Genomic DNA, 23,393 nt, shown 5'->3' on the forward strand with positions numbered 1-23,393 from the left:
TTAATATGAAAACTTGGAAAAAATTTATCATCTTGTTTGAAAATAATAAAAAAGATTTTTTTAAATTAAATTTTAAAGTAAGAGAAAATATGAAAAAGTTAATTTTTATTTTTTTAGTAGTTTTATTTTTGAGTTGTAATTACAAGGAGGAAGTGTCAGTTAAGTATTTTGCGCCGAGTTGGACTTCAGATAATAAGATAGTGTTTATAGAGATTTATTGGTATCAGAAATACAGGGAGGGTCCGATTGGGACTGATCTTGTTGAGAATAGGGAAATAGGTTATCTTTGGGAGGTTGATACAAATCAGGTTTATAGGAGGATAGCGAAGTTATGGGATAGTGAGTATAATCTTGCTTTAACGAATACGACAAGTGCTTTGGATTGGGTAGCGTTTTCAATACTTGGGGAAGATGGGGAATATGAGATTTGGGTTATAAGGAGGGATGGGACAGGTTTAAGGAGATTGACAAAAGGAAATTGGCCAGACTTCTCACCAGATGCAAAAAAAATCGTATTTGAAAGAGATGACGGACTATATATAATAAACATAGATGGGACAGGGGAGCATAGGATAGTAAATGATCCAAGAGCAAATTATCCTGATTGGAGTTCAGATGGGGGGAGAATTGCATATGTAATCTTTTCTCCTGTGAACGATAATCTTATAATAATAGATACTATGGGAAATTTTTTGAATAGTTATAATACAAAAATAATTGCACCTGATTGGGGGCCTATAGATTCAAATGCTATTTCCTTTAATAATTGGGATTATGGATGTATCCTACACTTAACCAATGGGAAAATAGATACTTTTTATACTGAAAATACTTGGGAGGGTTTATTTTTGTGGTCCCCTTCGGGGAATTTATTTCTTAGAAATACAACTGTTATTAAATATGATGGCACAACACTTTTCAAAATCAACCCTAAAGGAAAACTATGAGGAAAATATTAATATATATTTTTTCATTATCTTTTCTTTACACAGAGCCATATAAGCCTTATCCTATTCTTTTTGTTCATGGAGCAGCGGGTTCATCTAAGGACTGGGGAGTAAAAATATATAAATTACCAGATAATCCAAGGCCAGATACAATCATAAAGGATTCAATTATCCCAGGGCATACTTTTAAATTCTTCCTAAATGAAATGACCCCCTATTGTATAGTTTGGGATGCGATTGATAAGACCTATACTAAACCTGGGGACACTTTTCCCATTCTTTACCCTAACAAATCTTTTTTAGAGGTTATTAATTTTGCTGATCCTATAGGGTCAGTGGATCCTGACTCTGGGAATTATCCTGAACCTTATAAAGGATGTGGTGATGAACTCTCTCACAGAATTCAAGAAGTCCTTAAAGAATATTATGGAAATAACTGGCAAGATAACCCTAATGCAAAAGTAATAATTATTGCCCACTCAATGGGTGGTGTTGCAACCAGAGAAGCATTGAAAGAAAAACCAGAGCTTATTCCCCATGTCTCGAAAATAATTACACTTAATACCCCCCACCTTGGGACAATCAATGCGAATTTAGGAATGAGAGACTGGATGCTACTTACTTTTTTCGTATGGCATCCAATAGTGCCCCCTTTGAAAGTGTTTGTGGAGAAAATAATACCAGATAATTTACGATTACCTGATTGGCTTGCAAATTCAATAAAAATTGATCTCCAAAAACACTCTATTATAATAGGAGGGAAATTTGTACTTACCTTACATGGTGATAAAATAGCAGAGATAATAATAGAACACCTTCCCTCTTTTGTATATGAGATACCCTATTTGGGAGAGTTTTTCACAGCTTTTGCTCTTTTTGAAGGTATAGGCGCACCACTTATTATTGAAATGTGGCGAAAGATGAAGATTACAAATGGCGCTATTCCTGATTTAGCCGAAGGTTCAACATTTATAAGAAATCTTGGAACCTATGGAGCAGGCAAAATTCCTTTTGTATCAGTGATGGGAAGAGGTTTTTATGATGATGATAAATATCTCTTTAAAAAATCTAAATTAGCGGTCACCCCTTCGGATATAGGAAAAGGACTAAATAGAGGAATTGGACTCCCACTTACAGCATTTTACTGGATTAAGAGTATATTCGAGCCTAAACCATTTCTGGAATGGGCAATAAAATCTACTATTTCTGAGGTTATGTGGGAATGGTGGAATTCTGATTCAGATTTCTGGGTTAGATGGGGTTGCCAGAGTGTCAATCATGTCTCAACAGAATTCAACGCTGAAGAGATACAATTATGGGGAATGTTTCACGGAAGAATAACAAGAGAACCTAATATTATCCTAAAAGCTCTTGAAGACCGTCCCTTCATTGACTCCGTCATACTCATACAAAAAATTAAGGATTCAACAGGTAATATTATTAAAATTGACACTCTATTCCTCTCCGAAAATAAAATTGACACAATCATCGCTGACCTTAAAAACACTAAATTCAGAATTGAAGGTGTCCTTAAAAATGTATACTTCTTAGCTCAAACCGACTTTAATTTGTTAATTAACGGATTAGGGAGTAGATTCAAATACCCGGATAACCTTGGATACCAAAACAGAAGGTTCTTTGACACAACCTCATTAAATAACTTCCTCGGAGCAGGAATGAATTTAGTCCAGATAAAAGCTAAAAACATCGTCGGAGAAGAATTCACAAGAAACTATAAACTATGGGTAGTCCCAGCCGGATGGTTCTGCATGCAAGAAAACCCTGAATACAGAAAAGTCTTACCAACAATCAACACAGAAGATACCTTCAAAATAAGACTTATTAAACTCGGAACATCAGATTCACTTGAAAGAATTGCATGGGATACACTAAAAATAAACTTCGTAAGATTAATAAAAGATACAAGCGGAAACTACACACCCAACCCCATTGATACCTCCTTAATTTTAATTCCAAAAAACTATTATAACTATCAGGACGTAGAAGGAAATGACATAGAATGCTCACAAAATAGAAACTATTTAACCTGTCCAGGGAAAAGACTTTTATTACCTTTCACTAACCTAAAACAAATCATACAGGAAAAATTCCCGGATATTTCACCCGATACATTTGAGGGAGTTATCAATATATTTTATAAAGTCAATGATTACTATAAAACCTTTAAATCATTCTTCCAGTTCTATGTTGATAAAAAACCACCCGAAATAAAAATAATAGGACCAAAAGGCTCATTCTCAATTAATAGAGATACAACTTTACCAGTTATCATAAAAGCAAAAGATAACCTTCAATCTGAATGCATGACCCCTGACTCACTTTTAATTGAAATAAAAGATAAAAATAATAACATGATATATAAAAAGAAATTTGATACCCCAGGCTTTTACTACTACGGAGACCTTTTCTTCCACAATATTCCAAAATATATATTCCAAAACCTAAATGACGGAATATACAGAATCTTTGTAAAAATAACAGATAGGGCAGGAAATTTTGATACCTTAACTAAAAAATTCAAAGTAGATAATACACCACCTGAAGTAATACTTGTTGAAAAAATGGATTCTATTTTAAATACAAAAAAGAATTTCCTTGGAATAAAATTCAAAGTAAATGAATGGGCAAAAGCTAAATTAATTCTTTTTAAAAATAATGAAATAAAATATGAAAAGGAAATAAATGCATTACGAGAAAACTACTATGAACCTCAACCAATGAATAATGATTTTGAATTTGTTAACTCCTTTGTTATTATGAAAAATGAAATAATAGAAGACGGAATTTATACAGCAAAACTTGAAGTGCGCGATTCCGCCGGAAATGTAATAACACTAAATACTAACGATTTAACTGGAAATGCTTACTTAAGGATAGATAGAAAACCACCTGAAATGAAAGATATTTATATCCAACCACTTGTTGTTGATGATAACGATAACCTTAATCTTTATTTTAAAGTAAGCCAGAAAAAAGATGATAATGATAATAAAAAAGGAGCAAAAGTAAATGTTTATATAGATGAAGATTCAATAAATACATTTATTCTGAAACCTGAAGATGATACATTAAATATTCAAACATATTTCAGAATTAATTCATCACTTACAGATGGAAAACATAATATAAATCTCATTGCCCGCGACCCATTTGGAAATGAAAAAAGAAGCTCGTTAATTTTCTTCAAAAAAACATATGGAACTGAAATAACCTTTCCTGATAGAGACACCCTTAAAAGAGGAACTGTTGTTATAAAAGGAAGAGCTTCTGACCCTGATATATTTGATGAAATTCCCTTTAAAAATTTTGAAATTTACTGGACAAGAATTATAAATGCACAGGTTAACCCTGAAAATATAGATACAACAATCTGGAAAAAGAATTTTATTAAGGTGAGGGAAGATTTAAGAAGGGAAAATGAGCTACTTAATTATGGATTTAAAGAAGTTATTGAAAATGGAATACTTGCAACCTTTGATATACAGAATATTTTCCGCGATGACCGTAAGCCACAGCCCTTAACATTGCCAAGAATTAAAATTCTTTTAATATCAAGGTCAGAAAAAGATGGAATAAAACTTTCTGCCTTTGATACCACAACAATGTATATTTCTAATGAAATTGCTCAAAATCCTGATATTGATATTTATTTAAGTGTTAAAAAGATAAGAGAAAGAGAAGAAGAAGTCTCACCTTTGAGCAATGACACCCTTATCCTCAATCTAACAAAAGGGGATACATTGCTTGCAAAATATTCTTTAAAAAATGTTCCATCAAATATCTATTTCCAGGTTTTAAGTAAAAGTGGAGATATTCTTAAAAGTGAAATGGATGCTGATATTTATCCAATAAATGGAATACCATCTTTATTGGATAAAAATGGATTTTATCTATTCTCTGATAATCCTGATGAAATTAACATTTGCTACAGGGGTGATTCAACTCAATTTGGTGGTCTTGAGATAAAAGCTGAAAAGATTTTTGATATAGATTCAGTTTCAGTTGACTCAGGATTTGTTGTGAGCTCTTATATGAATACGGTTAATATAATGGCAATAAAAAGCTTTGAAAGAAATCAACAGATAAAGATAAAAGGAAGGGGACCTTTTAAGATAAGTAATTCATATTCAAAAATATATCTCGGAAAAAATAAATTATTAACTGAGGGGAATATTTATGTAGGTTCAAAGCTCCACAAGTGGGATGGCAAGATATTCCCTTCAAATACGATTGTTCCTCCGGGTATATACAGGATTAAGTTTATTGCCTATGGGAAGGATGGTTCAGGTTATGCTGAGAAGGAAAGATTCGTTAAGGTTAAATCAAAATTTGAGATTGATACTATTTATGTGGAACCAAAGGAAATAACTCTCTATGACCCCAATGTTTCAAAAGTTTCTCTTTATTTCAAGTGTAATATGGATTTAAAGGCTGATATATTTGTTGTAGATAGTTATGGGAAAGTTATTGATACTGTTTGTCTTGATAAAAAGTTTTATGGTAGAACAATTACGCATTCAGTTTTATGGAATGCTTATAAAAGCCCAATTATAGTTAGTGGTAATTATTGTTTTAAGCTAAAATTAAAAGCGTTAATGAGTGATAGAGATACTTTATGTTATTCTCCTTATTTTTCAGTTATTAATGTTCCTGTTGAATATGATACTACATCTATTTATATTCCTGATAAATATGCTGAGGGTAATGGTTTTTTAAATGGGGAAAAAATATACGATGCAAAGCCAGAATATTTATTTAATTTGAAGGCAAACGGCATACTTTATAACAGGGTCCCTTATACTCTAACTATAACAAGAAAATCTAAAAAATTACCTTTAGAATTGATATGGAAGACAGAATATTTTACTAAGACAAAAAAATTTTTACCAAGAGAGTTTAAATATATATGTTCTATATCAAAAGGTGGTTCATGGGTTCCAGATAGTTTAGGATCTTATAAAATAATTGGATTAAATCAAGACTCAACAAAGATTGATTCGTTCCAGCTTACTCTTAGTAAAGGTCTACTCTGTGTTTTTAATACTTTGAATATATTAAATAATTGTAATGATACACCACCTTGTGAAGAGGGACTTTACTTTGCACAAGTTATAGAATCTGTTAATTGTGGATCTAAAAAATGTTATAGGGCTACTGCTAAATATAGATTTAATTCTTTAAATGTTGTTAAATTGAAAATTTATAAAGAAAAATATCCCATAGGTTTTATAATTTATGACTCCCTTCTTTCAAATCTCACCGATTCTTCAAAAATAATCTTAATAGATACTGGTGCTATTTATAAGGATTACTCAAATTTCTTCCCAAGCTCTGATTCAAAACGCTACTTTTCATCTATACCAAAATATCCAAAAGCTGAACCTTTTACAGATGTAAATGAATTAACTTACTTTAATCCTTATACAAAGGATAGTGTAACACTCTCTAACTTAGGTTCTGTATCTTTATCCTGGGATATTTTAAAAATAAAAGGTGATACATATGCAATTGTTATATTGAATAATATAAATAATAATAAACTTGATACTCTGATAAAAGTAAGGAAAATTAAAAAATATGATATTTATGTTTTCACAGAACTTAATAACACTAATAAAATAATTCATCTTTCTAACAAAATTCCCTGTAAAGTTTTATTAAATATTTCAAATAAGCCTGTTAATACATGGCGAGTAAGATTTATTGTAAAATACAAAAATCAAAAAATTGATAGTTTGAAATCCAAAATTATAAAGATAAGTAATGAGATATCCGATACCTCTCTGATTAATCCCTCCCAGTTTATAACATTGATAACACGAAGTTCAAACTTCTTTAGAGAATTACAATTTAAAATGAAATCAATACCTGAATTTGTTGAAATGAAAAGAATAAGCGGAATGCTCTCTCAGGGAAATAAAGAAGATACAATTTATTTAGACCAGCTTGGTTGGAATGGAAGTGATGTTTTAGTTAATTACAACTATACATTAAATCCAGGAGCCAGAAATTCTATTAAAGATACTTTTTTAGAAATACCAAATAAGGGGCGGGCTGTTATATTAAAATTGAAATCAAATTCCTTTTACTCTAACTGGAATAGCAATATGGACTCCCTTCTAACCAATGGTGAACTTTTCACTAAAAAACCATTAACATTTGAAAATATCTTTCCAGATTATGGCTATGTCAGTGGAGCTCTTATATCCCAGAAATATAAAGAAAATTTCAGAAAAAATATACCACAGAGATTAAAGAAAAAACCTACACAGATGTTCCACTTTGATTCATGCGGGACCCAAGGTATGTTTAATGAACCACCGGAAGAAGAACCAGGTGTGCCTCCAGGACATGGAGGAGGGAGAATAAACCCACCACCAGTTGATACATGTATTGTTTCTAACCCTGACCTTGATATACAAAATTATGTTGCTCAAATATTTTATATAAATAAAAAAACACACCACGACCTTGTTATCGGAGAAAATTCATTCAAAAAACATGGGAAAGGAAATGGAGCAATGGATAGCTTAAGACCCCTTATTAAACTTACATATCATCCGCGTGAATTCATTCCTTTAAGAGGAAAATTGAAACAATATCAAAAATATAAAATATACATATCAAGGGAAAATAAAATTTATCCACAACATGATTCAATACGCTCAAGACCCTTAAATAAAGATACATTATTTGGGTTCATTGAATGTTCTGAAATCGGTGAAAAAATAAAAGTTTTATTATATGAATACGATAATTCAGGAGATCTTAAACTTATCAGATATAGGGAATTTCAAATCGGAGACCTTTTTGATCCACAGGATAATAATTTCTTAACAGCAAAAAGTCCTTATGCAAGAGCTGTTATTCAATTTTCAAAAAATTCCTTTAATTTTAAAACTCTTACAGGAATATGTCCTATATACCCTGACTCAATCTATCTTGAAGGTGATGAACCATACATAGGTGGAAACTTCGGTCCAATATTTTTCCTCAAACCAAGAGGTGCTAAATTTTATCACCCGAATAAACCAACCCTTTACTACTACTTTACACCAGAAGAAATAACGAAATACAATATTGACCTTAATAATATAAAAATCTATGCAATAAAAGAAAATGGTGCCCTTATACCCTTAAATACCACAATTCACCAGGAAGAAGGTAAAATAACACTAAGCGTAATGGCTGACTCCTTCCCTGGAGATTCCTCACCATACTTTGTAGCCCTTGACAGAAGAGAAACAAAAGATGGAAGAATAATAATAACAAGGGAAAGAATTCATAATGATACAATAAAAATAAGCGGTAAATACATACCTTACAGAAGTGAAAAAGGTGGAAATGTGATATTTCTTGGTTATTCACAAAAAATTAAAAATATTTACAATTTACTTTATAATAGAATTAACAGAAAATTTTATATATCAAAATCTTCTAATATTGGCACAAAAGATGGGAACTTTACTTTAAAAATTCCTCTTGATAAATTATTAGAAAATAGATATGAAGATACAATTTATTATTACATAATACCATGTGATACAATCCCACCTTTAAGGGAAAAAAGTGATACATTAATAAGAGATGATTCCTTTATATTAAGGGGAATAAGAAAATATTTCCTTAACTTTCCTGTTGCCTCAGGTAAAATTGAAATTGGAATCCCTTCAATAACTATTTTACCTCCTTTAAATCCTTCAACTGGAATTGAAATTGGAAAGCTCAAATTCTTTTTAAATAAAAAAGGAAAAATATTTTATACCCTATATAACTTAAATGGAGATATCATAGAGCACTTTGAGTTCAATGTCCTTCCATACGATACAATAACTGTAATATGGGACGGTAAAATAAATAACCTGCCTGCTGAAGAAGGTGAATACATCTATACCCTTAAAGGACTTTCCGAAAACGGAAGATATTCTGATGTAAAAACAGGATACTGGCAGGTAAAATGGAACTATTATGCTGTTATCCTTTCTCCAGAAGAAGGAGAGAGATTCATTCCAGGAAATAATATTAATCTCAGAGCAAAGGTAATAGGCTTCAATAAACCTTTAAAATGGGAAATGATAACACAAAAGACAAGGATAATAGGAATACAGGAAGATACATTAACTTCAATTAACTTTACAATACCTGACACAATATTTGAAAGAATTATTTTTAAAGCAACCCCATTACCAGAAGGATCCCCTGATTACACAAGTATATACCCGCTTATTTATAACTACTTAGTGGCAATTAATGTGGATACACCAAAGGTAATAAAAAATCAAAGAACTTATATTTCATCAAAAACAAAAATTTCTTTTAAAACAATTCCAGAAGATAATTCACCAAAACCTGCGGAAAGATACAAAATTTACTATAAAATAAATGAAAATCCATATAAGCTTTATGAAAATCCCTTTACAATTAATGGTGAGGATGGAAAGTATCATATTTCCTATTACCTTGTCTCAAATCGTGGAATAACAAGCGGTGAAAAAGACCTTTACCTTGATAATTCTCCTCCTATTTCACAATTGATTCCGCCTGTTCCTTTCATAAATAAAGAGGAATCAATAATATTTAAAGATGGGAAAATTCAAATAAAGGCTTTAGATCCAATAGGTGTTAAAAAAATACTATATAGAATAGGCTCTGAAGAAATAGTCCCTAATTGGAAAATATATAAAGGACCTTTTGAAATTAAAAAAAGGAATTTTACTGTTGAATTCTTTTCAGTAGACAGTCTATCAAATAAGGAAAATGTAAAGGCGATAAATTTCATAAAAGATACAATACCGCCTTCTATATCAATTTTAATTAAAAAGCCAAGCTGGAATAACAGAAATATATCAACTAAAACACCAATTTCAATTTTATCTATTGATGAAGACGCAGGAGTTTTAAATGTATTCTATTCCATCGATGACTCAATAAATTATTCCCCCTACAATAAAGAATTCTTTTTACAAGGAGAGGAGGGAATCCACAGGATATACGTAAAAAGTGAAGATAAACTTGGAAATGTTATAAAAATCAATAAATCTTTATACCTTGATAAAACACCACCTAAAGCAAATATATTTATTCTTGGAACACACCTTGATTCAATTTTAGGACCATTGAGCAGAATAGGTTTTGAAATCTTACCTGACTCAACACCATCCTATGTAATCTATAAATTGGATGAAAATGAACCTGAAACATATACAGATCCCTTTATCCCACCCCTTATAAATGGATTGCATCAAATAAAATATTATGCAGAGGACTCTGTTCTTAACAGGGGCGGGTTAAAATTCTTCAAATTCTATGTGGATGCTCAAAAGCCTGAAATAACAATTTTATTTCATCCCTTTTCAATTTTTAAAAATTCAATATTCTATATAGGTGATAGTTTTAAAATTATCATAAAAACCAATGATGAATTTACAGGTATTGATAGTTCAATATTTAAAATTGATGACATAAGTAGAATCAGATTTATTGACTCTCTTGAATATAGATTGAGAGGTTCTGGTTTTCATAAGTTAAAAGTTTTATCATACGACAGAGTAGTAAATAAAAAGGATACTTCCATCAATATCTTCATAGATTCTTACCCACCCACAATTAAACTGAAAATTGGTAATCCTCAATATATCTCAGATAAAATATATATAAGCTCAATAACACCCTGCTCTCTTAAAGCAAAGGATAATGAAACATATGTAAAAAATATAACATATAAAATAAATTCTGACTCATTCATTATAAATGCTTCTTCTTGCAAATTCAACCTGCAGGGAAAGGATGGAATATATTTAATAAAATATTATTCAAAAGATACCTTTAATAATAAATCATTCACTGAAACTGAATTCTTATATCTTGATAATACACCACCATCCCTTTCCCTTGAAATACCATCTCCCTTTATAAGAAAAAATGATACCATATATTATAAAACAGGATTTTTCTCAATCTTTGCATCTGATACTGGCTCAGGATTAAAAAATATCTATTACATAATTAATCCAAGAGAAACGATTGAATGGATGGAATATACAGGACCATTCAATGTAGAACTTAATAAATTCATACTCGGTATAAAGGCAGCTGATAACCTTTCCAATATGAGTGCTCCTAAATACTATATCATCGTAAAAGATAATAAACCACCAAAAGGTGAATTCTTAATTGGAAAACCAAGATGGCATAATAATATATCAAATAAAACACTGATTAGCATAAATTTCAAAGATTCTTTATCAGGTGTGGATACTGTATTTTATTCAATTGATGATTCTCTTAACTTTTCTATATATACAGAAAGCTTCAATATTCAGGAAGAAGGGAGACATAAAGTTTATGCAAAAGCAAAAGATAAACTGGGGAATATATCGGGTTTGATTAAGAGGAGTCTTTATGTTGATAATACACCACCAAAATGCTCCCTTGTTATAGAAGGACCCCATAAAGATACAATTTTTGGAAAGAAAACTTTTATTTCATTTATCATATCAGAAGACTCAACATTTTCTTTTGTAAAATATAAGTTTGATGATGACACATTTAATCTATACACAAAGCCTTTTAATCCCATTTTATCACATGGGCACCATTTTCTTTCCTATTTTGCACAGGATTCTGTATTAAACATATCAGAAATAACTACAATAAAATTCTTTGAAGACACAATACCACCTATTATAACCTTTAAGGTTGATTCACCTTTTTATATTTTTGAGGGGACTACTTTTATCTCTGATTCTTCAAAAATTCATATTTACGCCCTTGACAAAAATGCAGGTGTAGAATCTTCCTTTGTTTATGAACCTATAAACACTTTCTTTACTGATAGCATAATTTTTAAAGGTAATATTCTTCAAAGTGGAGAAAATACAATTCAGGTGATTTCAAAGGATTTTGTAAAGAATGAAAGAGATTCATCTTTTTATGTCTTTCTTGATGACAATCCTCCTCAGGTCTTTTATAAAATAGGAGAACCAAAAAGAAGAGTAGGTGATACAATTCAGGTTTTACCCTGGACTCCTGAAACATTATTTGTAGAGGATAAGGAATCAGGGGAAAGGGGGATTTTTTATCAAATAAAAACAAGGGGGAATACAATATCAGGTTTTGTTGAAAATTACTTCTTTATTCCTCCCCTTTCTTCACCAGGGTTTTACACAGTTAAATTTTCAGGAGTTGATAATGTTTTAAATAAATCTGATACAATGAAAATATTTATAAGGGTTATTGAACCGTTGCCTTCAATTGTTAAAATCACTTTCCCTTATGATTCTTTAATTGTAAATAGAAATTTCTCAGTAAGGGGATATGCTTATAGACTTTCAAAATGGAGATTAATGTATGGTATAGGAATAGAGCCTTCAAATTACATACTTTTAAAAGAAAAAAATTATGAGGTATTTGATTCCTTAACAATCCTTGATACATTTCCTTCTATTTTCTTAAATGACGGAATTTACACACTTAAACTTGAGGGAATAACATGGTGGGGAGATACAAACTTCCATAAAAGGATTTTATATAAGGGTAAATTTAGAAAATTTTTAAAAACTGATGTGCCTTACGCCGGAGATATTGACGGTAATAAAGAAATTTTATATTATGTAGAAAGAGCATCTCCGGTAACAAGGGATACTTTTCAGATAAGAAAATACATAATTACTGATTCTTTCAACCTTGTTAGAGAGGATACTATCCTTGCCCCATCCATGAAACCCTGTGACATATCATTTTTTCCTGATGACAAAGTTTATATTTTAAGTAATCTTGAAACATCATTAGAGGGAAGTGTAATAAAATATAAAAATGGTATTAAGAATGTTTACCGTCTCTCTCCAAAACCTTTAAGGTGTGAGCCAATGGGAAATAAACTAACTATACTTATGCATAATGAAATAGATTTTGAACACTTTTTAATTCTTGATACATCAAATTTACAAGGTGAGATGTTTGGTGAATTTTACTTTGGAATTAGGGATTTTTCTGTTAAAGATTCATATTACTTTTATATTAAAAGTAATAATAAAATTTATAAATTAAAAATTAAGAGGAATTCTCCTGAAGATTCAATTAAGGTTGATATTACACCAATAAGAATAAAGGTAAATGAAAAGGGAATAATATGGATAAGTTCTGATAATGGAATTATTGCATCATACTCTCCATTTAAAGAAAAGATATTTGAGCAAAATCTTAATTCTCAAATTTTCTCCTTTTATATAAAAAGTAGATATCTTTTCGTAAATGAAAAACCTTTCGAACTTCCAAATTACTATTTAACACTATATACCTACGATATGGGAATTCCTAAATTTCTTGAAGTTTTCTCAAAAAGTAAAAATGAAGATGAAATTAAAATAGGTGAAATTATTCCTTTCCCATCCCCTTATAATCCTAAAAAAGGATTTTTAAATATAAGTTTTTATCTTTCAACTGATTGTGAAGGTGAAGCTCTAATCTATACTCTATCAGAAAAACTTGTTAGAAGAATAAAATTTTTCGGAAGAAGAGGAGAAAATAATATAATGTGGGATGGAAAAAATGAAGCAGGAATTGATGTTAGAAGTGGTATATATGTTATCTTTATTAGGGTTAAAAATGGAATATTTAAAGAAGAAAAATATACTAAATTTCTTGTTATAAACAAATGAATATATTTTTAATTCTTTTGTTCCTCAATATAGGAGGAATTGGGTATGATATTTTTGAACTTGCAGGTTCTGCAAGAGCAAAAGGAATGGGTGATGCTTTCCTCTCAATAAGTGATGACCCTTCCCTTATTTTTTATAATCCAGCTGGACTTTTATCAATAAATAAAATAAAAATTCTTTATATGCATTCTGAACTATCCTTTGATTCCTACTTTGATAACATATCAGTTTCAAGAAAAGGAATTGGTATTGCATACCTTAGACTTTTTTCAAGTGATATACCCATAATTATTTCAAAAGATACAAATATAATTGATAGCACAAATATTTATATAGAAAAAACTAAATACATATCACATGCTTTTTACCTTTCAACAGGATTTTCTTTAAAAATCATTAATTTTGGTATATCAGCAAAATTTATTGAAAATAAAACAAAATTTTTTTACGAAAAGAAATTTTTATACGATATAGGAACTTTTAAAAATATTAAAAAAATTAATTTTGCCTTTGTTTTAAGAGACATAGAATTTGAAAAAAATAAGATGTCATTTATTGAAGGAGGACTTTCTCTATTTCCTTTTGATGACCTTTTAATATCATTTACAGTTCAGAGAATTTTTGAGAAAGATATATTCAGTATAAAAGGTGGAATTGAATTTAAATTCTCCGATTACCTCCTTTTAAGGGCAGGTTTAAATGAGGATGAATTTTCATTAGGAACTGGTTTTTTTAAAAATTTTATGGAGGTGGATTATGCCTTTATTATACATTCTGAATTACCTTCTTCTCACAGAATATCCATTCAATTTTCCTTTTAAGGAAATAGAAATTGAATTTAGTGGTGAAAGGATACTTGCACTAAAAGATGAAATAATTATTTATTCTGATAAAGAATCAAAAATTTATTTTCTTAAGGAAAATGGAGAAATAGATTTTATAATCTTAATATTTGGATTTGAAAAAGGTAAAACAAGAGAAGTTAAAGATTTAACAACTGATGGAAATGATCTTTTCATACTTGGTGAAGATAAAATAATTATATATAACATACACGGTGAATTAATTAAAGAATTTAAAATAGATGAAATTAATCCATCAATGATAAGAACACATTTTTCCTTTGGAATTTTTGTTCTTGACAAAAATCAAAACAAAATAACACGATATAACATTGAAGGAATAAAAGAAGAATCATTTATAATGGAAATATACGATAAAGAGATAACAGATTTTGAAATAGAAAATGGTTTTATCTATGTTTTTTATGAGGATGGGAGCCTTTTTAAATATACCCTTTACGGAAATAAAAATAATGAGGTTAAAATTGAAAAAGGGGAAAAATTTAAAATTAAAGATGACCTTATTTTCCTTCTTTCAGATGATAAAATAAAAATTCTAAAAGATTATAATATTGAGGGCACTATTGAAATGAAAGTAAAGGATTTTTTTATTCAAAGGGAAGTCTTATACATTCTATCTGATAGAATCTACCTTATTAAGTTATGAAAATTTTATTTATTTTTTTATTCTTAAAGGAATCAATTGATATTCATGGAGCAAAAGGAATATTCTATGAATCAAAAAATTATTTTGGAAATTATCCAAAGGGTTTTTACCCCTATTTCTTAAGACAGGAATATATGAATATTAAAATAAATGGAAAACTTAAATGGCAAACAGAAATAGAAGGTGATATAACACAAAATTCAAATCCACTAAAACCTAACCATATATTTTTCTCTTTAAAAAACCCTTTTTCAATTTTTACTCTCGGAGAGCAGAATATGTTTTTAGAAAGTAATTCCCTTTTACTTTCTAATATATATTCTGAAGGAATAAAAGGAAAAATAAATTTTGAAAATTTAAAGGGTGAATTTTTATATTCAAGAAAAAAGGGGGAAACTCAATACAAAAGATTTAGAGGAAATAATAGCCAGGGTCCATTCCACCTTGATAATCCACCTATTGTTCCTGAAAGTGAAAAAATAAAATTAATTAAAAATGGAAATTACACACAACTAAAAAGGGGAATTGATTATGAAATTGATTATTCAACAGGTGATATAAATTTCATAAACAGAATAATTAAAGAGGATGAAATAATAGAAGTAACATATGAGACACAAGAAGAATTATTTAAAGAAATTTATGGGATAAGTTCAAATATTTATTTTATAGGATATTCAGAAGTAAACTTAAGAGGAAAGGGAATAAAAGAAGGAAATATGGGACTTAATTTTTTTATTCCCCTTCTTAAATACGGAAACATAACCATTCTTTCTGCCTTTGATAAATATACAAATAAATTAGGAGCATATGGAGCAAAGGGAAAATTTAATTTTAAAGAGATTAAAATAAACGGATATTCAAATAAATACTTTAACTTCTATAAACCTATTGAAGAACCTTACATAACAAAGGGAGGAATAACAAATTCAGTTGATATTTCATATAAATCTTTATATTACACAAGATATGAATTTATAAATGAAAAGCGAAATGAAAAAAACTATAAAACAGGTATAAGTTTAAATACAATTTCCTACAGCTTCTCAGAAAACTATCTCAAAGATATAACAGAACAGAATTCTTCCCTTAATAATTTTGCAATAAATAAAAAAATAAAAAATACTGAATTCAAAACAGAATATATCTTTGGAAAGGAAAAAATAAAGGGGATTATTGAAGAAAAAAGTTCTGTAAATATTTTAAAAATAAAAATAAATTCAAATTTCTCAAATTTTTATCTTGATGGTGAAAATAATTTTAAATTATCAAGTAATTATAAAGAAGAAAATACAAAGATTAATTTGAGCTTCTATGATAAGAAAATTAATCTCTATACAAAAGGAGAATACTTTATAAATTCAAAGATTAAGGGAATTTTATTAATTACGTCAGGATACAAGATAAAATTATCAAACTCTCTTGAAACAACTGGAAACATAAAAAGAGAATATAAAACTTTATCGGAAAATAATTCAAGGGGAAGCATCACAGATATATCAAAAAGATTCACATTTTCAATAAAAAGAAATAGTTTTTCAACTTTTGTTAACCTTAAAGAAGCAAAGGGAAATAATTTTTACTTTAATTATATAAACTACGGTGGAATAATGAATGTTATTCTTTTTAAAAATATTTTGACCATTTATTCTCTTTCTTTAGGAAAATCAAAAAATATAAAGGATAAAAAAGATAATTTAATTGTTTCCAAAAGTATAAAAAATTTTCTCTTATCTTATGAATATTATCTTGCACTAAAAGAAGGAAAAAATTATTTTGACACCCTCAAAGTAAGCTCTAAATTAAAATATAATAAATTTTCATTAAATTATTCAGGAATAAAAAAGAGTTTTAAGATTTTTCTTATCAATTCAGATTCTCTTTCAAAAAGGGAAAATTACTTTATTAATATGAAAACTAAATCTATAAATTTAACATTTTCAAAAGATTTATTGGAGGGTATAAGTATGATAAGCGGAATAAATTTATCAGAAAAAATAGGTTATAACACCTATCTTTCAGATAACTTTCTGAAATTCAAAACAATATACCCTTTGATAGGTGCAATGGGAAAAATAAAAGATTACCTTACAGTAAAAGGGAAAATAGGGATTGAAAATTCCATTACAAGAAATATAAATTACGGAAGAAAAGAAACAGAGATAATATTTTCAAGTATTTATAAAATTTTAAATCTATCTCTATACCTTAAATATACAAAATTTTTAGTCCCTGAATACGGGGATTTTAAATTCTCCTTTAATGGAGAAATAAAATTTTAAGGAGGAAAATATGTTAGCCTTATACTTTATATTTTTCCTAACACAGGAGGAAATTGAAAAAAAAATAAGAAAAAATTTTGAATGGATAAAAAATATAAATGAAATAAAAGGAAAGATTGAATTTATAACCACAAAAAAGGACACTCAGTTTATAGAACCTATGACCTTTAATTTTGAAATAAAAAGAAAAGAAAAAAATTTTGAATTTGAAATTGAAAGTAATAAAGAAAAAATTATAATGAAAGAAAATCAGATAATTTTCAAAGATAAGAGTATGCCTATTCCCACCATTAATCCACCGATACTTGATACTCAAAGCATATTCCCAAAAGGGAAAATAGAAATTCAAGAAATAAAAGAAAGAAAAATTATTGAATTAGAGTCAATACCAAAAGATACCTTACAAGGTATTCTGAAGTGTAGATACACAATAAATACTGAGAAATGGCTGATAGAAAGTGCTGAAATTTTATCATTTATGGGCACTATATATGTATTTTTTGAATATGAGGAACTTAAAAAGAACAATTACTTTTATAAGAAAATTACATTAATTTTCCAGGAGGGAGTAAAAAGCGAAATTATATATAATATCTCTCAAGTAAAGTAACTTTAAAGGTTTATTAACCTTTATTCCACTTTTGTCCTTTTAATCTCAAAATTTTAATTTATACTGCTTATTTAATAAACTTTAAAAAGGTGAAAAGAATGGCAGTTATAACACCTATTTCACCTACCCAGAATATAAACATCCATTTTATTATATTTGAATAACTCCTTGCAATTTCAATCCTTAATCTTGAGGATTCTTCAGTTATTCTATTATCAAGTTTCAAAGTTTCTTCAGTTATTCTCTTATCAAGTTTTGTTATATCCTCTGATTTTAATTTGTTAATTTCTTCACTAATTTTTTTATCCAGTCTATTAGTTTCTTCACTAATCTTTTTATCAAGTTTATTAATTTCTTCAGTAATTTTTTTATCAAGTTTTACGGTTTCTTCACTTATTTTTTTATCCAGTTTGTTAGTTTCTTCACTTATTTTTTTATCCAGTTTGTTAGTTTCTTCACTTATTTTTTTATCCAGTTTGTTAGTTTCTTCAGAAAGTCTCCTCTCATATTTTTCAGTTTGTAATTCAACTAATTCAATTTTTAAAGTTTCATTAGAGGCATTTAAAAGTTCAATTAATGCCTCAACTACATCTTCACCCAATTTTTCTCTCAATAACTTTGGAATAGTTATTATTTTCATATTTAATTATAATATTAAAAATAAAAAAATACAAATTTTTAGTAGGTTAATTTATTTTAATCTATGTTAGATAAATTACCGAAAAGAACTTCTCTCAATAAAAATCCTATAAGGAAACTTAAAAAAGAAACGACTAATATTATTAAAAACATCTCAAAAAATCTTTCCTTATAGTCCTCGTCATAAACAACCGAAATATAAAAGGTAAAAAGAGAAATTATAATAAAAGAAAAAACAAGGGAAAAAAATAAAGAAATAAAAGGATTTTTCAAAATTAAGTAGGGAAGTAATAAAATTAAAACAACAGCTATATACATAAACCCAGTATAAACTGCTGATTTTAAAGGATTCCTATCACCAATTCTTTCTGCCTTAACTGATAAATACTCTGAACCCGCCATTGATAAAGCTGCTGAAAAACCTGTTATAAAACCTGCAACAACAATTAAAAGGGAATTTCTTAAAGCAAATGTTAAACCTGCAAGAGCACCAGTAAGCTCAACAAGAGCATCCGATGTCCCAAGAACCATTGATCCAAGATATTTCAGCCTTTCTTCTTTAATAAAGGAAATAAGTCTCATTTCATGCTCTTTTTCCTCTTTTCTTATATCTTTAAAATCTTCAAAATGCTTTTCTAATATATCATAAGTTTTTTCAGATAATTCTTCCCCTTTTTCCATTAATTTGAGACCAAAAACAATACCAAAAATTTTTATGATTGTTTTATAAAGAAAAATTTTAAAAAAACTGGGTTTAATCTCTCTCTTCGTTATTCCTTTTATTTTTTCATAATGTTTAAATTCATCCTCCCCTATTGCTCTTATTTTCTCACTTTCTTCACCCTTTATTTTCTCTGCTAAATACAAATATACATAATATTCTGTAATTTCTTTTCTTTGAGCCTCTAAAAGAAGATTTAAAACTTGAGGTGAAATACCTAAGCTCATATTTTAAGAGCTATACTGTTCCTCCCGTTTGTATAGTAAAGTAATCTATGGGGTGATTTCTCCTCATAATAAGCATCATGTTTTTCAACTCCAAAGTCAAAAATAACATGATATCCCCTGAATTTACTATCTTTAAAACTTACTTCCTCCAACCCAACAATATTTATTTTAACATCAAAAATCTGAGCTCTTAAAGGAACAAAACTTTTTACTTCGTAAATTTTACCACTCTCAAAAGGTAAAGCCCTTGGAATCATAATCAGAAAATCACTGTGATAAAAATTTTCTTTTGTTTTCAGAACTGTATCTTTTATTCCACCTGGAAACCTGGCTTTTAGTAATATTTCCCCCTTTTTAAATTCCGAGCTTATTTCAACAGGTCCCTGAGGCAAAAAAATTCTCAAAATTGATGAAACTGGTTTAAGCGTCTTTAAATCCATCTTTACCTCAGAATTGGGTAAATCTTGTTTAAAATTAATAAAGTTCTTCTCTTTTTTTATTGAAACATTCAAAACACCAAGAGAATCACCCTGAACAGTTTTTACTACATAGATAAGATTTTCATTTTCAGGAAATATGTTCGTATTAAGAGCCCCTTCTTTACCTTTACAGTAAAGAAAAAAAATAAAAAATAAGAAAATAAATTTTTTAAACACAATAAAAATGTAATTAAAAGGGATTTGAACCCTCTTTGTATTAGATTATTGAGCCTTTACAGGATGTTTAATTTTTTCAAAGAATTCTGCAAATTTGAATTCCTTATAGGTTGGGGAATCAGGATTATGACACTTTTTACAGTATTCCTCATTTGGACGAATTAACCCAACATCTTCAGGCTTTATCTTCTTTTCATAAAGGTCTTTCATTACCTGCATAGATTTATATTCAGAACCAGGTCCATGACAATCCTGACAACCAACTCCCTCTTCACCATCCCATCCATTGTGACAGGTTAAACACTTTTCAGATGTTGAAGGATCATCTATTTTCATTTTTTTGGCAATTTCCTTTGCCTTATCTGTTTTTAAAGTTTCAAAAGCCTTTGCATGGTTTGAATTTTCCCATATTCCCCACTGGTTTCCCCTTGCTTCTGATTTATGACACATTTTACAGGTTGTGCTTTTAACATATTCAAATTTCTTTGCTTCTTCTGCATACAGGGATAGTATTCCAATTGTCATTGATAGGTAGATTATTTTTTTCATTTTTCTCTTTTTATTTTTCAGGGAATTGGACCCTTAAATTGTATAAATTATTATGTATAAATTATTATAAAGTAAAAATTGAAAAAAATCAAGGGAAAGGGTATAATATTCTCACGGGTTAAAATCCCCTTAAAAAAAATTATAAAAATGACACAACTTGAATTTGCAAAAAAAGGTAAAATTACAGAGGAAATGGTTTATATTGCCCAGGTTGAGGGCAAAAGTAAGGAAGAGATAAGGGAACTTGTTGCTTCAGGAAGAGTAGTTATTCCAAGAAATATAAATCATAAGAATCTTACAAAGTTCTGTGGAATAGGTGAAGGACTTAAGGTAAAGATAAATACAAATATTGGAACTTCCTATGATTATGTTAATATTGAGGAAGAAATAGAAAAAGCTAAAATAGCCATAGAATACGGAACGGATACTCTTATGGACCTTTCAACAGGTGGTGATATTAAATATATAAGGCAAAAGATTTTAGAGGTATGTACTGTCCCTCTTGGAACTGTGCCTATTTATGAGGCTGAATTTAAGGTTGCCAAAGAGAAAGGTTCAATTTATGAGATGACCCCTGATGATTTATTTGAAGTTATTGAAGAACATGGAAAACAGGGTGTTGATTATATTACTGTCCACTGTGGAATTACCTGGGAAACATTAAAAATATATCAGAATTCAGAGAGATTAACCGGTATAGTATCAAGGGGAGGAGGTCTTATAGCAGCCTGGATGTTTGAAAATAAAGAGGAAAATCCCCTTTATAAGTATTTTGACAGACTTCTTGAAATTGCAAGGGAGTACGATATGACACTTTCTCTTGGAGATGGTTTAAGGCCAGGTTCTATTAATGACTCAACTGATAGAGCTCAGATTGCTGAACTTATGGTTATAGGGGAGCTTGTTGAAAAAGCCAGAAAAAGCGGTGTTCAGGCAATGGTTGAGGGTCCAGGACACATACCCTTAAATGAAATAAAAACAAATGTTCAGATTCAGAAGAAATTAACAAATTATGCTCCCTTTTATATTCTTGGAATGCTTCCCACTGATATTGCAGCAGGTTTTGACCATATAGCAGGCGCAATAGGTGGAGCCCTTGCTGGATGGTATGGTGCCGATATGCTTTGTTATATCACACCAGCAGAACATCTTGGACTCCCGACTGTTCAGCATGTTAAAGAGGGGGTTATTGCCTTTAAAATCGCTTCTCACATAGCAGATTTAGCGAGGGGAAATAAGGAGGCTATTGAGAGAAATAGAAAAATGAGTGAGGCAAGATATAAACTGGATTGGGAAACACAGTTTCAACTTGCTCTTTTCCCAAAAGAAGCAAGGGAAATATTTGAAAGGAGAAAGAGTGGAACTAAAGCCTGCTCAATGTGCGGCCCCTTCTGTCCAATGAATCTTGTTGAAAAAACATTAAAGAAACAGAAAATTGAAGATTTAAAAAAAGAAGAAGAAATAAAAGTTAAGATTTAAGGATTTCCCTTAAAATAGGAATACTTTTAATTTTTTCTTCTGTTAAATACTCTTTTAAAATTCTATCAGGTTTTTTAAGTTTTTCTCCAGTTTTAATTACCCTATCCTGAGTTATAATATAATCCACAGGTATATCATGGGGTAAAAGCGGGATTTCCTCATCTATAATCTGAATTTCATGGACTGTTGTTACTATCGGGGTATTTTCTTTTACAAAACCAAAATGTCTTCCTATTGCATATTCAAGGTCAGAGTATCCTCCGCCTTTACCGAGTCTTTTACCATCAATATTTAAGGCTACAGAACCAACAACTATTAAGTCAATTTTTTCAATTTCTTCTGGATGAACAGGTTTTCCAAGGATAAATGCTCCTTTTATTGTTGATGCAAATCTTTTATCTTTTATTTTATCCGGTTCAAGTTTTATAAAACATTTTAATTCTTTAAGTTTTGGAACAGCCATATAAACCGTTTTTCCTTCAAGTAAGGCTTTTTCCCTTATAATTCTTTGAGGAGAATCGGGATTTGATTTTATAAAATTTGCCTTTTCCCATATTTCTAATTTAAATAGATTTTCTCCTGCTTTTAAAGCTTCTTCAAAATTAGGTATCCTTCCAAAAGCTCCTGGAAATTTAGCTATTTTTCTTTGCTCTAACATTTTCCATACTAATTCTCTTAATTTTTGTTTTCTATTCATTTATCTTTCTTTTAAAGAAGCTTTAGAGATTGAGCCGGGTCCCCTTTTATTTTTCTGATTAATTAAAATTCAGGAACCTTTTCTTTAAATTCCTTTAATTTGGGAATAGCTCCCTCTGCCTGAATTTCTCCATAAGGTGTTATTACCTGTGCTTTTCCTACTATTTTAAAAGCAGAGGTGTATTCTGTCAATTGACATATTATGATTTCTCCATTGGAAAGTATTTCAGTATGGGAGACTCTTGTCTGTAAACCTCTTGTGAGACCCATAACCCTAACTCCATCTTCAAGGGCTTTAATCACAAGGTATGGATTCCCATGGACAGGGTTCCTGTCCTCATAAACATTCTTTTTTGTTTGTTGTTCTCTTTTAGTTCCTTCTTCATAATTTAACATAC

General features: G+C 29.4%; 13 protein-coding genes. 7 read left to right on the plus strand and 6 right to left on the minus strand.

Features of this window, described 5'->3' with window-relative positions; all coding sequences use genetic code 11:
- Window positions 1-89: 89 nt before the first annotated feature.
- Genes ABIN73_02325 through ABIN73_02350 form a run of 6 tightly spaced genes read left to right on the plus strand, consistent with a single transcriptional unit; the run spans window position 90 to window position 18,028 of the window.
- Window positions 90-947: a hypothetical protein gene (locus tag ABIN73_02325; GenBank protein ID MEO0268561.1), complete on the plus strand. Its 858-nt coding sequence runs from the start codon at window positions 90-92 to the stop codon at window positions 945-947.
- Complete coding sequence (locus tag ABIN73_02330) at window positions 944-13,627, plus strand: hypothetical protein (protein ID MEO0268562.1); 12,684 nt, start codon at window positions 944-946, stop codon at window positions 13,625-13,627. Before ABIN73_02325 ends, ABIN73_02330 begins: the two co-directional genes overlap by 4 nt.
- Entirely contained in the window at window positions 13,624-14,448 is an 825-nt protein-coding gene (locus ABIN73_02335) for a hypothetical protein (protein ID MEO0268563.1), read from the plus strand. Before ABIN73_02330 ends, ABIN73_02335 begins: the two co-directional genes overlap by 4 nt.
- Complete coding sequence (locus ABIN73_02340) at window positions 14,384-15,136, plus strand: hypothetical protein (GenBank protein ID MEO0268564.1); 753 nt, start codon at window positions 14,384-14,386, stop codon at window positions 15,134-15,136. Before ABIN73_02335 ends, ABIN73_02340 begins: the two co-directional genes overlap by 65 nt.
- Window positions 15,133-17,418 (plus strand): hypothetical protein, encoded by a 2,286-nt coding sequence (locus ABIN73_02345; GenBank protein MEO0268565.1) that lies wholly within the window; start codon window positions 15,133-15,135, stop codon window positions 17,416-17,418. Before ABIN73_02340 ends, ABIN73_02345 begins: the two co-directional genes overlap by 4 nt.
- 10 nt (window positions 17,419-17,428) lie before the next feature.
- Window positions 17,429-18,028 carry a hypothetical protein gene (locus tag ABIN73_02350; protein MEO0268566.1) on the plus strand — a complete coding sequence of 200 codons (600 nt, stop codon included), beginning with the start codon at window positions 17,429-17,431 and terminating at the stop codon, window positions 18,026-18,028.
- Window positions 18,029-18,095: 67 nt separating this feature from the next.
- On the opposite strand, the gene ABIN73_02355 is transcribed toward ABIN73_02350, so the two are convergent.
- The 4 genes from ABIN73_02355 to ABIN73_02370 are packed head-to-tail and all read right to left on the minus strand — an operon-like array spanning window position 18,096 to window position 20,820.
- Window positions 18,096-18,668 (minus strand): DUF1640 domain-containing protein, encoded by a 573-nt coding sequence (locus ABIN73_02355; protein ID MEO0268567.1) that lies wholly within the window; start codon window positions 18,666-18,668, stop codon window positions 18,096-18,098.
- A gap of 56 nt (window positions 18,669-18,724) precedes the next feature.
- Window positions 18,725-19,615, minus strand: a complete 891-nt coding sequence (locus ABIN73_02360) for a VIT1/CCC1 family protein (GenBank protein MEO0268568.1) — start codon at window positions 19,613-19,615, stop codon at window positions 18,725-18,727.
- Window positions 19,612-20,271 carry a hypothetical protein gene (locus ABIN73_02365; GenBank protein ID MEO0268569.1) on the minus strand — a complete coding sequence of 220 codons (660 nt, stop codon included), beginning with the start codon at window positions 20,269-20,271 and terminating at the stop codon, window positions 19,612-19,614. Before ABIN73_02365 ends, ABIN73_02360 begins: the two co-directional genes overlap by 4 nt.
- A 45-nt stretch (window positions 20,272-20,316) precedes the next feature.
- Complete coding sequence (locus ABIN73_02370) at window positions 20,317-20,820, minus strand: cytochrome c family protein (protein MEO0268570.1); 504 nt, start codon at window positions 20,818-20,820, stop codon at window positions 20,317-20,319.
- A gap of 147 nt (window positions 20,821-20,967) precedes the next feature.
- On the opposite strand from ABIN73_02370, the gene thiC reads away from it, so the two are divergent.
- Window positions 20,968-22,299: a phosphomethylpyrimidine synthase ThiC gene (gene thiC / locus ABIN73_02375; GenBank protein ID MEO0268571.1), complete on the plus strand. Its 1,332-nt coding sequence runs from the start codon at window positions 20,968-20,970 to the stop codon at window positions 22,297-22,299.
- Here the strand turns inward: thiC and ABIN73_02380 are convergent.
- Together ABIN73_02380 and mtrB are read right to left on the minus strand one after the other, a co-directional pair.
- On the minus strand, window positions 22,289-22,996 hold the full coding sequence (locus tag ABIN73_02380; GenBank protein MEO0268572.1) for a 5-formyltetrahydrofolate cyclo-ligase: 708 nt from the start codon (window positions 22,994-22,996) through the stop codon (window positions 22,289-22,291). The genes thiC and ABIN73_02380 overlap by 11 nt on opposite strands.
- A gap of 62 nt (window positions 22,997-23,058) precedes the next feature.
- Window positions 23,059-23,391: a trp RNA-binding attenuation protein MtrB gene (mtrB, locus tag ABIN73_02385; protein MEO0268573.1), complete on the minus strand. Its 333-nt coding sequence runs from the start codon at window positions 23,389-23,391 to the stop codon at window positions 23,059-23,061.
- Window positions 23,392-23,393 lie beyond the last annotated feature (2 nt).

The sequence above is a fragment of the candidate division WOR-3 bacterium genome, from assembly GCA_039804025.1.
In the GTDB taxonomy this organism is placed as follows: domain Bacteria; phylum Hydrothermota; class Hydrothermia; order Hydrothermales; family JAJRUZ01; genus JBCNVI01.

Excerpts from the sequence above, each read along its gene's own strand:
- ABIN73_02325 (MEO0268561.1), top strand. The coding sequence starts at position 90 with ATGAAAAAGTTAATTTTTATTTTTTTAGTAGTTTTATTTTTGAGTTGT.
- ABIN73_02330 (MEO0268562.1), top strand. The coding sequence starts at position 944 with ATGAGGAAAATATTAATATATATTTTTTCATTATCTTTTCTTTACACA.
- ABIN73_02335 (MEO0268563.1), top strand. The coding sequence starts at position 13,624 with ATGAATATATTTTTAATTCTTTTGTTCCTCAATATAGGAGGAATTGGG.
- ABIN73_02340 (MEO0268564.1), top strand. The coding sequence starts at position 14,384 with ATGCCTTTATTATACATTCTGAATTACCTTCTTCTCACAGAATATCCA.
- ABIN73_02345 (MEO0268565.1), top strand. The coding sequence starts at position 15,133 with ATGAAAATTTTATTTATTTTTTTATTCTTAAAGGAATCAATTGATATT.
- ABIN73_02350 (MEO0268566.1), top strand. The coding sequence starts at position 17,429 with ATGTTAGCCTTATACTTTATATTTTTCCTAACACAGGAGGAAATTGAA.
- ABIN73_02355 (MEO0268567.1), bottom strand. The coding sequence starts at position 18,668 with ATGAAAATAATAACTATTCCAAAGTTATTGAGAGAAAAATTGGGTGAA.
- ABIN73_02360 (MEO0268568.1), bottom strand. The coding sequence starts at position 19,615 with ATGAGCTTAGGTATTTCACCTCAAGTTTTAAATCTTCTTTTAGAGGCT.
- ABIN73_02370 (MEO0268570.1), bottom strand. The coding sequence starts at position 20,820 with ATGAAAAAAATAATCTACCTATCAATGACAATTGGAATACTATCCCTG.
- thiC (MEO0268571.1), top strand. The coding sequence starts at position 20,968 with ATGACACAACTTGAATTTGCAAAAAAAGGTAAAATTACAGAGGAAATG.
- ABIN73_02380 (MEO0268572.1), bottom strand. The coding sequence starts at position 22,996 with ATGAATAGAAAACAAAAATTAAGAGAATTAGTATGGAAAATGTTAGAG.
- mtrB (MEO0268573.1), bottom strand. The coding sequence starts at position 23,391 with ATGTTAAATTATGAAGAAGGAACTAAAAGAGAACAACAAACAAAAAAG.